Annotated in this window: 11 protein-coding genes; 2 read left to right on the top strand and 9 right to left on the bottom strand. The window is 72.0% G+C overall.

Annotation, left to right across the window (positions count from 1 at the left end):
* Positions 1–16 precede the first annotated feature (16 nt).
* Positions 17–844, bottom strand: a complete 828-nt coding sequence (locus tag IF46_RS0119375; protein WP_030489754.1) for a hypothetical protein — start codon at positions 842–844, stop codon at positions 17–19.
* 252 nt (positions 845–1,096) lie between these two features.
* Between IF46_RS0119375 and IF46_RS0119370 the strand changes: the two genes are divergently transcribed.
* The gene (locus IF46_RS0119370; RefSeq protein ID WP_007460667.1) at positions 1,097–1,303 is read left to right on the top strand and encodes a hypothetical protein; all 207 of its coding nucleotides are present in this window, start codon (positions 1,097–1,099) and stop codon (positions 1,301–1,303) included.
* Between the two features lie 128 nt (positions 1,304–1,431).
* Here IF46_RS0119370 and IF46_RS0119365 read toward each other — a convergent pair whose 3' ends face one another.
* The 5 genes from IF46_RS0119365 to IF46_RS0119345 form a co-directional block, all read right to left on the bottom strand.
* On the bottom strand, positions 1,432–2,919 hold the full coding sequence (locus IF46_RS0119365; RefSeq protein WP_030489753.1) for a membrane protein: 1,488 nt from the start codon (positions 2,917–2,919) through the stop codon (positions 1,432–1,434).
* A 175-nt stretch (positions 2,920–3,094) separates the two neighbouring features.
* The gene (locus IF46_RS0119360) at positions 3,095–5,191 is read right to left on the bottom strand and encodes an APC family permease (protein WP_198041471.1); all 2,097 of its coding nucleotides are present in this window, start codon (positions 5,189–5,191) and stop codon (positions 3,095–3,097) included.
* 87 nt (positions 5,192–5,278) lie between these two features.
* On the bottom strand, positions 5,279–5,680 hold the full coding sequence (locus tag IF46_RS0119355; RefSeq protein ID WP_030489751.1) for a hypothetical protein: 402 nt from the start codon (positions 5,678–5,680) through the stop codon (positions 5,279–5,281).
* 377 nt (positions 5,681–6,057) lie between these two features.
* Positions 6,058–6,828 carry a DUF5995 family protein gene (locus IF46_RS0119350; RefSeq protein WP_030489750.1) on the bottom strand — a complete coding sequence of 257 codons (771 nt, stop codon included), beginning with the start codon at positions 6,826–6,828 and terminating at the stop codon, positions 6,058–6,060.
* Between the two features lie 140 nt (positions 6,829–6,968).
* Complete coding sequence (locus IF46_RS0119345; protein WP_030489749.1) at positions 6,969–9,866, bottom strand: helix-turn-helix transcriptional regulator; 2,898 nt, start codon at positions 9,864–9,866, stop codon at positions 6,969–6,971.
* Positions 9,867–10,060: 194 nt separating this feature from the next.
* Here IF46_RS0119345 and IF46_RS0119340 point away from each other — a divergent pair, with 194 nt between their 5' ends.
* Positions 10,061–12,322, top strand: coding sequence for an adenylate/guanylate cyclase domain-containing protein (locus IF46_RS0119340; RefSeq protein ID WP_051724013.1), 2,262 nt, complete (start codon positions 10,061–10,063; stop codon positions 12,320–12,322).
* A 489-nt stretch (positions 12,323–12,811) separates the two neighbouring features.
* Here the strand turns inward: IF46_RS0119340 and IF46_RS34470 are convergent, their stop codons facing one another.
* The 3 genes from IF46_RS34470 to IF46_RS0119325 all read right to left on the bottom strand — a co-directional run bounded on the left by IF46_RS34470 (position 12,812) and on the right by IF46_RS0119325 (position 15,233).
* Positions 12,812–13,417: a hypothetical protein gene (locus IF46_RS34470; protein WP_157563168.1), complete on the bottom strand. Its 606-nt coding sequence runs from the start codon at positions 13,415–13,417 to the stop codon at positions 12,812–12,814.
* Between the two features lie 88 nt (positions 13,418–13,505).
* The gene (locus IF46_RS0119330; RefSeq protein ID WP_030489746.1) at positions 13,506–14,072 is read right to left on the bottom strand and encodes a dienelactone hydrolase family protein; all 567 of its coding nucleotides are present in this window, start codon (positions 14,070–14,072) and stop codon (positions 13,506–13,508) included.
* A gap of 54 nt (positions 14,073–14,126) precedes the next feature.
* Entirely contained in the window at positions 14,127–15,233 is a 1,107-nt protein-coding gene (locus tag IF46_RS0119325; protein WP_030489745.1) for a nucleotide disphospho-sugar-binding domain-containing protein, read from the bottom strand.
* Between the last annotated feature and the right edge of the window lie 77 nt (positions 15,234–15,310).

The following is a 15,310-nucleotide window of genomic DNA, read 5'->3' as shown; positions in this document are numbered from 1 at the left end:
CCGCTACGGTGGCCGCTCACACCAGTGCCCCGGCGTACCCCCGGACCTGCAACCGTTGCCGGGCGCTGCCCGCCAGGCGCACCTGCAGGCCCAGCGGCGCGGCGGCGCGGCGGACGTCGTCCAGGTGCAGCGACCCGTGTCGGTCGACGGTGAGCACTGGCGGTTCTTCGAGGTCACCCTCCGGCGCGTGGAACGAGAGCAGGGTGACCGAGGTGGTGAGGTAGCCCGGGTACGCGGCACGGGCCGCGGCCTCGTCCCGGTGCAGCAGCACCACCAGATCGTCGAGGTGGGCGAAGTCGGCGGCGAGGGCACCCGCCTTCCAGTGCGCTGGTTCCTCCGTCGCCCCGGTGAGATGCCGGGACCGGTTCGCCGAGGTGATGTACAGGTGGTCCGATCCGGTCTCAGCGAGCGCCCGCTCGAAGAAGGCGTTGGACGGGCAGGTCAGGCCCGGCGCGATCACCTGGGTGGTCCGCAACCCCTGGTCGATCTGGGTGAGGTGCGCGGGGAGCCGCTCCGCCGCCGGCCCGCGGAAGCCGAACGGCCCGCCCCCGTAGAGGGCGTCCATCAGCGCCCGCACCCGACCGACCGGCAATCGCGGCGAGATCCGCGTCCAGTCGAACATGCCCGGGATCCGGCCGATCGCGGTGGTGATGCTGCCGACCTGGTCGACCGGTCGGCCCTTGGCCAGGTTGACCCGGCGTGCGGTGGCCGCGTCAGGGCGCGTGACCAGGACGTAGAAGTTGGCGAACGCCGCCGCGACGATCGCGCCGCCAGCCAGCGCGCGGGCCGCGACCGCGACGTCCTCGGGGCGGTCGATGTACAGGGGCGGTGTCGGGGCGTCCATGAGTCCTCCTCGGCGGGGCCGTGAGGCAGTTCTACGTCCACCGACCCGCACCATGGCGAGGTCGGTCGTCGATCCGATAGCCGACACGCGCTACCCGGTGCGGGCGGCGGATGCCTGGGCGGTACGCAACGGCGGACGGCATCAGCCGGATGGAGGATCCCACCGGGGTCGTTGCACGAGACCGTTAGCCGCGCGACGCGATTGGGTACAACGGCTGCACCTCAGATCCACCACATACCTCAGGAGGCAGCGATGCGCGGCACCTCGATTCTCGGAGTCATCGTCGTGATCTGGTTGGTGATCGGCGCGATCGCCGGTGGCCAGCGCGGTTATTACAGCGGCGACGACACCAACTGCGCCGAGGCCGGCACCATCCTGGTCACCATCGTGGCCGGGCCGTTGAACTACATCGGCGCCAACCCCAAGGTCGACTGCAAGCTGCCCGAGCCTTCCAAGTAGGACAGACGCCGGCCAGCCCGTGCCCCTGATCCGGGGGCACGGGCTGGCGCGTTCTTGGACGTAGTCGAGCGGGTCACACCCTGTGTGGCATCCTAGGAGGCTGGTTTGCAGGGTGGGCGGGTGGACGGTCAGCGGAAACAGTGCGCGATCGGCACCTGGCTGCCCTCACAGTTGGTCGGCTCGTTCTCGACGACCACGCTCTCGTCGTCGAGCTTGACCTGGGCGTGCATGCCGAACACGCCGCCGGGCTTCAGCGTCGACGCGTTGTGGGTGACCTTGCTGGTGTAGATCGCCACCGAACCCGCGTTGGCGTAGATGCCGCCACCCTGGGACGCAGCGCCGACCGCCTCGTTACGGGTCACGTCGCTGCCCCGTACCAGCAGGTTCGCCTTCTCGGCATAGATGCCGGCCCCAAGGCCGTGGGTGGTGTTGCCGTCGACCACGCTGTCGTCGAGCGGCGTCAAACCCTTCACGGTCGAGATGCCGCCGCCGTTGAGCGTGGACGTGTTGCCACGGATGGTCATCTTGCGCATCACCAACACCGCGTCGGAGTTGGCGGCGCCGCCGCCGACCTGCGCGGTGTTGTTCAGCAGCTCGGTGTCGGTGACCTTCGTCCGGGCCGAGAAGCTGGCCAGTCCGCCGCCCTGGCTGGCGCTGTTCTGGGTGAAGGAGACGCTCTCCACCTCGGCCGCGCCACGGTAGTTGCCGAGCCCGCCACCGTAGGCGTTGGCGCTGTTGCGGTGGAACTCGGAGCGCTTCAGCGTCAGTACGCCACCGTTGAGCAGGCCCCCGCCCTTGCCCGCGGCGCCGGAGGCGCTGTTGCCGACGAAGGTGGAGTCGGTGACCACCATGTTGCCGTCGTTGAAGATGCCGCCGCCGCCACCCTCGGGCGACAGCGACGTGCTCTGCGAGACGGTGACCCGTTCCACCACGGCGGTGGCGCCGTGTACCACGTGCACGCTGCCGCCCTCGATGGCCGAGCGACCGTTGTGCAGCTCCACGTCCCGCAGGGTCAGCTCGCCGCCGTCGCGGACGGTGAAGAAGCGGAACGCGGCGGCCTGGGCGTCCCGGGCGATGGTGGCCCCCGCGCCGTCGATCGTGATGGCCTGATAGATCACCGGCAGGCCGGCGGTGTCGTCGGCCGGGTTGTGCGGCGGAGCCTCGGCGTCACCCGGAGTCTCCGCGGCGTCGGCCGCCTCCCGGGCGTCGCGGATCCCGCCGTCGTACTGGTCGGTCTCGTGGAACGCCTCGGTCAGGGTGTAGCGGCACTTGGGCGCGAGGCGGAGCTCGCCGCCGCCCTCGGCGTTGGCCGTGACCAACGCGGCCACCAGCTTCGCGGCGTCGCACGGCACCGCCACCACGCCCCGCTTGCCGGTGCCCGGGGTAGCGGGACGGGCCCGCTCGGCGTCGGGGTCGGGCCGGTCGCCCTCGCGGCGGTCGTCATCGGCCGCCGGGGTCAGCCGGGCCAGACCTGGGAGGGTGAAGGCCCGGTCGGCGGCGGCGGCCGCGCCGGCGGCTCCCACGACCAGGCTTCCCGCCAGCAAGCCGCTGGCTAAGAACCATCGGGACCGCCGTCTGGGTCTCCTCGCGCGGTCTCCCTCTCGGTACGTGGACATCAACGGTGCCTACCTTCCTGCGTACGTGGCGTGACCGCGCGCCGATTCGGGCGCGGGGGGCTCGACATGCTCGCCGGCCACCAAACGTCACGATAGATCCGCAATACGGACAAGAAGGTGTGAACGTGAATAGTGCCCTCGTTCATCTTCAAAAGCTGTCAGACCGGCATCGACGTCACCCGCCGACGTGGATGCCGGGCCGACGCAGCCGGTCCCGCTCGGTCCGGCGGATGATCTCCCGAACCACCGGCGGGGTATCCCCCCGCCCCAGGATGAGGTAGCGCGCCAGGTGGGCGATCGGGCTCCCCTCCGACCACTCGAAGTGCGCGTGCGGCCGAACCCCGGTGGCGTCCCGCAGGGCCAGCAGGATCGCGGCGATCGCGTTTGGCGCGGCCGGGCTGTTGGCCCGCAGCACCCGGAAGCCGCCCACCTCGATGCCGTGCACACGCAGCACCTGACTGAACTCCGACGGATCGACCACATCGATCTCCAGGAACAGCACGTCCGCGGCACCGGGCACCGGATTCATCCCGCGCTGCGCCCGCTCCTTGAGCGTGTACTCCTTCACCGACCCCGTCTGCCGCTTGTTCGCGATCAGGTGCAGCTGCCCGTCGTGCGCCAGCGACTCGGTGATGAACCGACGAGCCGGCTCGTCGAACTCGATCCGCTCGGCGCGCAGCTCGGTGGTCCGGGTCACCCGGGAGACCAACGAGACCACGATGATGCCGAGGATGAACAGGGCGGAGATGGTGATCCCGTCCGGCTCTTCGACGACGTTCTCCAGCAGCGCGTACAGCAGCACCAACGTCAGCACGGTGAAGCCGATCGCGGAGGCCCGCTGGCGACGACGGGCCGCGGAGATCATCACCGCCACCGAGCCGGAGACCATCATCGCCAGGATGCCGGTGGCGTACGCGCCGGCCTGTGCGTTGACGTCGGCGCGGAAGGCGATCGTGATGGCGACGCTGACGACGGTGTAGACGATCACCACCGGGCGTACCGCCCGGGCCCACTCCGGCGCCATGCCGTACGACGGCAGGTAGCGCGGCACAATGTTGATCAGCCCGGCCATCGCCGAGGCGCCGGCGAACCAGAGGATGAGCACACTGCTCACGTCGTAGACGGTGCCGAACACCTCACCCAGGTGGGTGTGCGCCAGGTACGCCAGCGCCCGCCCGTTCGCAGCGCCGCCCGGCCGGAACTCCTCCTTCGGGATGAGTGCCGTGGTCACGAAGGTCGTCGAGATCAGGTACACCGACATGATCAGCGCAGCGGTGGTGAGCAGCCGGCGCGTGTTGCGGATCCGGGAGGCGAGCCGGGCCTGCTTGTCCGACCCGTCGACCGCGACCAGGGGCATCATGCTGACCCCGGTCTCGAATCCGGACAGCCCCAGCACCAGCAGCGGGAACGCCAACACGGCGGTGAGCAGCACGTGGCCCGGTCCGCCGCCGTTCGTGGTCACCGCGGCGGTCCAGTTCGACACAATGCCCGGATCCCGGACGATCAGAGTCAGCGCGACCACGACGATCACCGCGTTGAGCACCAGGAAGACCGCGACCAGCGGGATGGCCACGACCACCGCCTCGCGGAAGCCGAGCAGGAACACCCCGCCGAGGATGAGCAGCAGCACCACCGTCACCACGACCGGCACCAGGGACCCGTGCGGGGTGTCCGGCAGGTACGGGTTCTCCATCAGGTGCACGGTGGCGTCGGCCGAGGAGAGGGTGATCGTGATGATCCAGGAGGTGGCCACGAAGCCGAGCAGTACGAGGACGAAGATCTTGCCCCGCCAGAACGGCAACAGATGCTCCAGCATCGCCACCGATCCCTGACCGTGCGGGCTCTCCTGGGCCACCCGCCGGTACATCGGCAGCATGCCGAACAGGGTGAGCACGACGATCAACAGGGTCGCCAACGGGGAGAGCGCACCGGCGGCCACCGCCGCGATACCCGGCAGATACGACAGCGTGGAGAAGTAGTCCACGCCGGTCAGGCACATCACCTGCCACCACGGGTGCCGACGGTTCTGCCCCTCGACCGCCTCGGGGCCGGGTGGCTGCACCTGGTGCTGGAAGAGCCACCGGCGCAGTGGGCTGGTCGGCGGCGCCGACTTGGCCGGGCTGGCCACGCGTTCGGGCACCACGACCCCTGGCCGGCCGCCCCGGTGGGGGCGGGCCGGATCGCGGGCCGCCCGCAGCGCCGGGTCCGGCCCGGTCGGCGCGTGGCGGCGTCCGCCCCAGCGTCGTGCTTTCGCCCGGTGCTCGTCACCCATCGCCAGTCCCACCCTCACAGGTCCTGCCCTGACGGTAGGCGGTGCCCCGGTGCCCGGTCGGCGGAACCGGAGACCTGTTCTGCCTGCTCAGGAGAAGTCCGGGACGGCGAGCAACCGCGCCAGCGCGGGTGGATCGGCGACGGTCACCGTGGCCGCCGGGTGCCGCGGCCGCCCGCCGGGCACCAGCGCCGGCACCGGTACGCCGAAGCGCAGGCAGATCCCGCCGGCCGCGCTACTGCCGAAGGTCACACCCCCGTCGGCAAGCGACAGGTGCGGGCCGATCGCCCGCCACCAGCGGTACGGCCCGCTCAACTCGACGGCGGTGATGTTGTCCCGGTCGGTCCGCAGCCGCCACGGCCCGTACCGGATCATCAGATCCCGCTCGGTGACAGCGACCCAGGCCGTCGCTGGACGGACTCCCAGCAGCGCCAGCACCGGGCGGAACACCGGATCGAAGCGGAACGGAAACCGCGTCGCGACGCCTGTCATTTCGCGCCGGGCCGAACGGTGGGTCGCGGCACCGGGCCACCCGGCCGTAGAGGGCCGGGCCGCGCGGGTCGGGGGCGGGCGGCGGGCCGACGCCGAGCCAGGACGGTCATGGCGCGGGCGTACCCGATACGAGCCCGCCGACACCCCCGGATCTGCACGCCGTCGACCTGAGCCCGCTCGGGCGGTCCCCCCACCGCCGGCCGGCACCCCCCGGGCCGGCCGGCGGTGGCAGACGGTCGACACCCCCCGAGCCGACCGGCTGTCCCCTTTCGTGGTCGACCGGACCTCGGGCGACCACGCCGGGGTGGAACTGGTGGGACGCGCCCCCGCGCTCCGCCGCCCCCCACGGGGCGGAGCGCGGGGACCCCCCGTCCCGGCTACTGCAGGAACGCCCCGAGGGGCGAGAGCAGCAGCCGTCCGAGCGCCGCGGCGTTGTCGTCCAGCCGTGTGCGCTCACACTCGCGGGCGTCCGGGTCGTGCCGGCACCGCCAGATCTTCTGCGCGTTACGCCAGGCGACATCGCGGGTGTACTCGACCAGTTCCCCCTGGTACCAGTCGTCGATGTCGCCGTTGAGCATGTCGATGAGCAGTTGCCACCGCTCCAGATAGCCACGGCGCAGGCCGGGGATCTTGTCGGCGAAGATATTGTTGATCTCGAGGTAGTCGTGGTGCTGGTCGCTGCCGTCGACCGGCTCCGACTCCAGGTGGTCGAACGTGGTCACCAGGGCGAACGGCAGGTCGAAGTTGATGTGCGCGTTCACCCCGGCCGCCGCCGAGGGCAGCGGACGGGCGTCCGGCCCCTGCATCCGCTCGAAGAGGCACGACCACGCCTTCGGGGTGCCGGGGCTGGAGTCGGTCCAGAGCCGCATCGCGTCGAAATACCGCGCTGCGAACTCGACGTCGAGCCGGGAGAGAAAGACCGGATCGACGAAGCGGTCGTCGTACAGCCCGTCCAGCACGCTGCTGGTGATGGTCAGGTAGAGCCTGTTGAAGTCGGCCAACGGGCAGCTGTCCTCCAACGGAGGCAGCCGGACCAGCATGTCCTGGAGTTTGGTCAGGTGATCGACCACGGCCGGCACGTCCGCGGGATGGTCGGCGAGCAGGTCGACGATGTCCCGCTGCACGGGCCCCCAGACGGGTTCGGTCATCTCTCCTCCATGGTGGTCGGCGGCATCCCCCGTGCCGTCGTCGACGGGGCCCAGCCTCTCAGCCGGCACCCGCCCGCCGGATCAGTAGAACGACGTATCCCGGCACGCACACGCGCGCCGGGATACGTCGAAGTGGTCAGTCAGCCCCGTTGGTTGCGCAACTGGATCGCGCTTGCCTGCACCCGGGTACGGACCTGGAGCTTGTCGAAGATGTGCGACACGTGCACACCGATGGTCCGCTCGCTGATGAACAGCCGCTGCCCGATCTCCTTGTTGGTCAGCCCCTCCGCGACCAGCGCGAGCACTTCCCGCTCCCGTGCGGTGAGCGCCGTCAGCTCGTCGTCGGACGCCCCGGCCGGCACGCCCCGCGTACCGGTGGTGGTGTCGTGCACGTCCAGCGACACCCGGGCCCGACCGGCCAGCTCGCGGATCTCCGAGGTCAACGGCACCGCGCCCAACCCCTGTGCCACCCGGTACGCCTCGCGCAACAGCTTGCCGGCGGTCGCCAGCCGGCTGCGGCGAGCAAGCAGCGCCTCGGCCTGTCGCAACCGGGAGTACGCCGCCGGGTAGGGGTGGTTGCGTCGATCCCACTCGGCGGCCGACACCGCCCACAGCTCCGGGTCGCTGCCGTTGAGGCGGCTCACCTCGGCGGCGCACAGGGCCAGGAAGCCCTCCACCACCGAGCGCACCGGCCGGGCCGCCCCGGCGCTCTTGCGGGCCACCCGCTCGGCAACGTCGCGCAGCCGGCGTACCGCCGTCGGGTCCACCTCCACAGTGCGGCTGGCGTGCGCCTCTGCCTCGGCGCGCAGGCCGTGCCAGACCAGCGCGGAGAGGATCATCACGTCGTCGGAGCGGCTCTCGGTGAGGCCGCGCTGCACCGCCAGCCGCGCCACGTCGTGCCGCCCCTCCCACATGGCCAGCCCGGAACGCAGCGTGAGCAGCGGAATGACGTGTCGCGCCCCACCACCGGCGAGCAGGGTCGCCACCGCGTCGAGGTCCCGACCGGCGGCCTCGATGTCGCCGTAGCCCACCGAGAGCCGGCACCGGGCCAGCAGCAGCTCCACGGCGTCCGCACCGGACGGTCGGTGCCGCAGGGCCGCAGCCACCACCTTCTCCGCCTCGGCCCACTGACCCACTCGGAACAGCCCGTTGATGGCGATGGCCAGCAGCCGGGTGCCCCAGGTGCGGCCCAGCCCCAGCTCGGCCACCCGCTCGGCACCGCGCCGGGCCACCACCACGCCCTCTTCGAGGATGTTCAACGGCCCAGTCAGCAGCTCCGCCAGGTGCAGGTACGCGCACGCCACGTCCTCGGGCTGGCCGGCACGCTCGGCGGTGTCCAAAGCGTCCCGCATGACCGCCAGACCAGCGTCCGGGTCCTCCAGACAGGCGTCGCTGAAGCCCAGCGCCGAGCTGGCCAACACGACCTCGGTGGCCGAGCCCTCCACCTTCTCGGCCAGCGCCAGCGCCTCGCGGGCCCGCTCGCCGGCGTCGGCGTACCTACCCAGGTGTAGCAGCAGCTCGGCCAGGCGGGCGGCGGCGGTCGCCCGGTCCCGTGGGGAGCAGTCCGCAGCCTCCAGCGCCCGCTGATATTCCTCCTCGGCCAGCGCGGAGCGACCGGCGGCGGCCAGATAGCGGGCGCGGCGGATGTGCAGCGCGCAGCTCGGCTCGCCGCCCCACAGCGCGGCCAACTCCTCCAGCAGGGCCAGCGCGCGGGCGTGCTCCCCACAGTGGTGGGCCGCCTCGGCGGCGTTCTCGAGCAACTCGACCCGGTCCACCGTCAAGGGGCCTGGGTCGGCGGCCAACTGCAACGCCGCCGACCAGTGCCGGTGCGCCTCGGCGTAACCGTGCAGCCGCTCGGCCTCCTGAGCGGCGGCCACCGCCGCCGGCAACGCCCGGGCCGGCTCACCGGCCAGCCGCCAGTGGTGCGCCAGCCGGGCCTGGTGCAGCTCGCCCGGCGCCGCGGTCAACGCCTCGGCGTAGCGGCGGTGCAGCCCGGAGCGCTCGGCCGGCAGCAGTTCGTGTGCCAGCACCTCGGCGACGAGGCGGTGCCGCAGCCGGTAGCCGTCGTCGGCGCCGACCAGCAGCCGGTGCGCCACCGCGGCCCGGGCCGCGGCGATCAGCTCGTCCTCCGGCATCCCCAACACCTGGGCCAGCAGCCAGTGCTGCACCGGCTCGACACCGGCGGCCACCGCGTGCACCACCGCGTGCGCGTGCTGGGGCAGCGCGTCGACCCGCTCGAGGAAGATCTCCCGCAGAGTCTCGGACAGGCCGTCGCGGCCGTCGCGCAGATCCCGGGCCAACTCCTCGATGACGAACGGGTTGCCGCCGCTGCGCTGCCACACCTGCTCGGCAGCGTCGGTGGTCAGCGTCCGGCCGACCACTGCGGCGGCGAGCGTCTCGGTGTCGGCCCGGCCCAGCGGCGCCAGGTCGAGCACCCGGACCGTCCGTAGCCGACGCAATTCGGTGAGCACCCGGCGCAGCGGGTGTGCGCCCTGCAACGACTCGGCGCGTACCGCAGCCAGCACCGACAGTTGGAGGTCGCCGAGGCCGGCGAGCAGGTAGAGCAGGAGCTGCCGGGTGCTGCGGTCGACCCACTGGAGGTCGTCCAGGATCAGCACCAGCGGGCGACCCTCGGCGATCAGGTGCAGGCCACGGGAGACCCGCTCCAGCAGCGCGCCCGCGCCGTCCGGGCCGGCGGTCTCGTCGGCGAACATCTGCAACAGCCCCCGCACCGCCGAGGAGGTGCGGGCGTGCGAGGTGGACACCTCGGCGTCGAACCGGCGCAGCGCCTGCAACAGCGGGTGCAGCGGGGAGGCGTCGCCGATGTCCAGGCAGCTGCCGGTGAGCACCACGGCGCCCTGCTCCCGCAGCCGGTCACCGATCTCGCCCAACAGCCGGGTCTTTCCCACACCGCTCTCACCGGTCAGGAAGACCCCTGCGGTCTGCCCGTGCGCGGCGTCACCGAGCAACGCGGACCGAACCGTCTGCACCAGCTCGGCCCGGCCCACGAGCGGTGCGGTGTCCACATCGCTGGCCATGCCACGCAGCCTAATCACAGTGCCCCATAGCGTTCTACGGCCGCCGGCCGCTTGTGGTACTCCTCGCGTCGACTTTGCGACTAAAGGTTGCAGGTGGCCGACATACGTCGTTCTGCAGATCCCCCGTCGGCCCAGGAATGCCAACCTCCGGAGGTGACCAGGCATCAGCGGGGAGAGAGGCCGGTGCGATACCCATGACCACCAGCATTGTCATCGACGCGCAGCGGACCGTGACCCCGCTCTGGCCGGTACCTCAGGAGAGGCGCATCGTCACCGTCCTCTTCGCCGACATCGTCGGTTCCACCGCGCTGGTGGACCGACTCGACCCGGAGGACGTCCGGGCGTTGCAGCGGGCCTACTTCGACACCGTCGCGGGTGTGCTGCACCGGTGGCACGGGGTGGTGGAGAAGTACGTCGGCGACGCCGTGATGGCGCTCTTCGGGGCCCGGCACTCCGACGGCTTCGACGCGTACCGGGCGGTGCGCGCCGGACTCGAGATCCAGGCCGCGCTGGACCGCCGACCCATGGTCGACGACATCCGGCTGCGTGTCCGCGTCGGTGTCGCCACCGGCGAGGTCGTGGTCGACCTGGGCGCCGCCGTCACCGGCGGGCACGGCGCGGCCAGCGGCGCGGTGATCACCACCGCTGCCCGCCTGCAGGAGTACGCGCCACCCGGCGCCGTCGCGCTCTGCGCGGCCACCGCCCGCGCCACCGCCGGCCTGATCACCCAGCGTCAGCTGGAACCGGTGCCGGTCGGCGGCCGGGTGCCGCCGGTGCCGGTCTGGCACGCCATCGGTCCGGTACGCCCCGGCGCCGACCGGCACGACGGCCCGTTGATCGGTCGCCGCCGCGAGCTGGCCACCATCCGCGATCAGCTGGGCTGGGCCATCCGGGAGCGCAACCCGCGCTGGATCTCCCTGGTCGGCCCCACCGGCAGTGGCCGCAGTCGGCTGCTGCACGAGTTGACCCGTGGGCTCACCACGGTGGACGGAGTGTCGGTGCGCTGGTGCGTGGCGGCCTGCCAGCCGTACCCCGATCAGGTGTTGGCGCCGGTCGCGGAGTTGCTCCGCGGCTTCGCCGGGATCCGGCGCGGCGACGGCCCGGCGGCGGTCCACGACCGGCTCGTCGCCGCCCTGACGCCGCTGTTCCCGCCGACCCGGGTGGCCACCGCGGTCCCGGCGCTCCAGCGGCTGCTGACCACCCCGGACGGTTCGGCCGCCGCCCTCGCCGGCGCGGCGATCTGCCGGGAGGTCCTGCTGCGCCTGGCCGCCCACCGGCCGCTGATCGTGGCCGTCGACGACCTGGACCGGGCCGCACCGGCGGTGAGTCGGTTCCTGCACGCGCTGTTCAGCGCGGCGACCGAGCGCGGGCTGCCGCTGGCGCTGCTCACCGTGCACCAACCGCAGTGGGCCGACACCCGGCCCGGCCCGGCGCGACGGGTGACGATCCGACCGCTGGCCACGGTGCAGTCCGGGCGGCTGTTGCGCCAACTACTCACCCGGGCCGGGCAGCCGGTGGCCCTGGTCGACCGGCTACTGCCGCTGGTGGGAGGCCGCCCCGGGCACGCGGCCGCGTACGTCACGTCGGTCGCGGACGGTGCCGATCCGGCGGCGCTCGGGCTGCCCGAGGCGGTACGCCGGGCCGTCAACGCCGAACTGGACCACCTCGATGGTGAAGGGCGGGCGGTGCTGATGGCCGCTGGCACCCTCGGTGGCCCGATCTCCGGCGCGGCCCTGGACCGGGCGCTCGGCTGGGCACCTGGCCGGTCCGCACCCGCGCTACGCGGGCTGGTCGCCGCCGGGCTGCTGCTCCCCCACCGCGTCGACGGGTACGCGTTCGCCGCGCCCGCGCTGCGCCAGGTCGCCGCCGAGCGGTTGCCCCGCGCGCTGCGGGCCGTCTTCCATCGCCGGGCCGCCGACGTCGGGCGCCTCGACCCCGCTGGCACGGACCAGGCTGGTGCCGCTGGTACTACGGTCGGCGGCTCGATCACGCGACCGGCCGAGGTCGTGCGCCTCGACACCGTCCGCCCTCCGGCCAGCCTCGACGCCGTCCGCCCTCCGGCCAGCCTCGACGCCGTCCTCGCGGCACTGGCCCCGGCGGGCCCGGGCGGTGCCACCAGCCCGGCACCGCGAGAGCGACGCAGTCGCACTCCGACGATGGCCACCCGACCGGCGCTGACGACTTCTGGGGCCAACCGTGCGCCGGGCGCTCGCCGACTCCGCGCCGTCACGTCGACGGGCGATGTGCCGTCGGCCCAGGCCACCGCGGCATCCCCGGCACCGAACAGTCGCTGGCCCCGGGACACCGGCCGACCCGAGGCGTCGGTCCGTACGACGTCCGCAAGGTCAGCCGTACGCCGGCCGATGGTCGACGTTGGCGCTCCACCCGGCACGGTGCGGGCGATACCCTTCCCGCCGTTGGTCCATGGGCGGGACGGCCTGGCCGCCTCCGCCTGACCGTCCACTAGCGGTCGGGATCGCCCCGACCTCCGTCCAGCGCGGCTCGTCCGATGATCACTTGATGCCCAGTAGTCGAACTGACCCCTCGACAGCTACTCAGCATCAACCGTTGCGTTAGCGATCGGTTGCCGGGCGAGAGGGCATGGTGAACTCCCGACACCCGGGCTCGTCACTCCAACAACGCCCCGTCAGCGCCGATCTTGCAGTTTCGGTCGTCGAGATGCACGGAATGCCCTCTTATGCCGCGACAGTAAACGCAAGATCGCGGAGGAGGGCAGCCCATCCCCGTCGATCATGGAGTTGTGGTGCCTTGTTTTGGCGTGACGCGGGCACTTTGTCACCCACCATAACTCCATGATCGACTGAACAATGTGGCATTGACGAACAGCTACTCCGCCCAACGCAACGGTGTTGAACTACTCAGTATCAAGTGATCGAGGGAATCCGGCGAGGCCATCCTCGTGATCGCCCTACGGTAGTAGGGCCTCATCGTTGCGGAGGGATCGCGGCCACGTCGGATGCCGGAGTAGCCGTCGCGTCGGTGTCGCGCTGCGGGCCGACGACTCGCCCAGGGCTGGAGCGGAACAACCGCCACCGGGACGTGGGCGGGTCAAGGAGCGGATGGGTCAGCGGTCCACCGGCGCGGACCTGCTGTTGCAGCTTGTAGAGCGCAGGCCACCAGGTGGGATAGCGCTCGACCATCTCGTCGAGCACGGGGCTCTGCTGCAACATCTCCGTAGGCCAGATATACCAGGTCTGGGCGAATGGGAAGGCCGGCACCAGCTTACCCATCCACAGTTCACACTCTAAGAGGTCCGCGAGCATCTCCGCGTTGGTCAGCACGATCGATCGCTCAGGCTCAACCGGAGCACAGGGTTTCGCATCGAAAAAGTACGGCCGAAGTGATGGTCTGTCCACCAATCGATCGTGCCAAGAACGAGACAAACTGTTGATCTCCAGGAGCGCGTTAGCCGAGCCAACGCCGTTGTTGATCCGACTTTGTTTCGCCACCTCCCGGGTCTGCAATGCGGAGAAAAACAGCGATATCACGACCAACAGCAGACCAAGGATGCTGAAGACTGTCTCGTTCACGGCGTACGCCCTTCGAGGAGTGGAGCCTGTCCTCACGCTAGGCCCGTGCCGCAAGCATCGACGGTCGTGCCGCCACCGCCTTCGACGCTCAACCAGCGGCCAGGAACGCCAGCACTCGCGGCCAGACCGCAGCATCAGCGGCGGGGACGTAATCGGGCAGGTCCGGATCCGTGAACAGGTGCCCGACACCGGGATAGCGGAAGACCGTCAGATCGGCGCCGGCATCGGACATGGCCTGCTGCCACTCGTCGACCTCGTCCGGCGCGTCGTACGGGTCGGGGTCGGCGAGGTGCAGCTGCACGGGCAATCCGGGTCGGACCGCGTCCGGCGCGCCACCGGTGCCGTGCAGCAGGAGCAGGCCGGCGGCGTCGGGGCGCTCGGCCAGCAGCGCACCGGCCACCCCGGCGCCCATCGAGAAGCCGGCGAGCACCGTCTCCGGTGGCAGGTCACGCAGCGCGGCCCGGGCCCGCTCAAGCACCACCTCGTGGCCGATCTTGTCGAGCAGCGCGAAGCCCTCCTCGACGGTGTCGGCGGCCGGAACGCCGTACAGGTCGGGGGTGCTGACCTGGTGCCCGGCGGCGCGCAACCGGTCGGCGGCGGCGCGTACGGCGGGCCGCAGCCCGTACACGGAGTGGAGCAGCACGACGTGTCGCATCCGGTCATCCTGCCGCAACCGACCGTCCGTCCGGTGTGGCCACGCGGGGCGACGTCAGACCAGTGCCGCCAGCCGCGCGACCAGGTCGGCCGGTGGCGGCATCCCGGCGATCTCGCGGCTGACCTGTGCGGCAGCGGTACGCAGGCGCTCGTCGGTGAGCAGCTGGGTCAGTGCCCGCGCGGTGATGTCCCGGGGGCGTAGCGCCAGGCCGGCGCCCCGGCGGGCCACCAGCTCGGCGTTGTGCCGCCGGTCCCCCGCACCGATGGTGGCCAGCTGGGGCCGACCGGCGGCGAGGGCGCCGAACGCGCTGCCCGCCCCGCCGTGATGCACCAGCGCCGCGCTCGCCGGCAACGCCTCGTCGAGCGGGATCCAGTCGACCACCCGTACGTTTCCGGGCAACGTGCGGGCCGACCGCTCGTCGGGGCGGACCAGCACGATCTCCGCGTCCACCTCGGCGGCGGCGGCCACCACGGCGGGCATCGGCCCCCGGTCGCCAGGGCCGGTCAGGGTGCTGCGGGTGACCAGGATCCGGGGGCGCTCACCCGGCTCACGCAACCAGGCCGGCAGCTCACCGCCGCCCACGTAGGACGTGTAGCGCATCGGCCAGCCACCCTGCACGGCCACGCTGGGCGGAGCCACGGCGAGGGCAGCGGCGGGTGGCGGCAGCTCGGTCAGGCCGTGCCGGCGCAGCGCGGCGCCGAGTCGGGCACTGACGGCGCGGACCAGGTCCCGGCCGTCGAAGAGGGCGTTCTCCTGTCGTACGGCCGCCACGTCGAGTCGCGCGGCGGCCACCGCGCCGGCGACCGCAAACGGCTCGTACAGCACCAGATCCGGCCGCCACTCAGTGGCTAATGCAACCACCGGGTCGGTGAGCTGGTCGTTGAGCGCGCCGAACAGCAGGCCAGCACCCCGGGTGCCGGCGGTGCCGGCCAGCTCGGCGCGCGCGATGAGCGGATGACGGGGTAAGACGCGAAGCGCGATCCGCCCGAAGGCGAAGCCCGGGGCGATGTCGCGTACCGGCAGACCGGCATCGGCGGCGGCCAGAGCTCCGCCGCCGGTGGCCAGCAGCACGTCGTGGCCGGCGTCGCGCAGCGCGACAGCGAGCGGCACCAGCGGGAAGACGTGCCCGACCAGCGGGGCGGAGACCACCAGCACGCGCATGACCTTGATCCTATGTCGACCACGGCCACACCCGGGGACCCTGCGCTTCGGCGCCACCGATGGTCCGTCGGCTCACC

This window comes from Micromonospora chokoriensis (assembly GCF_000718555.1).
Classification (GTDB): Bacteria; Actinomycetota; Actinomycetes; order Mycobacteriales; family Micromonosporaceae; genus Micromonospora; species Micromonospora chokoriensis_B.
The sequence above is the reverse complement of the archived record's forward strand: the minus strand, read 5'-3'. Positions and strand labels throughout refer to the sequence as shown.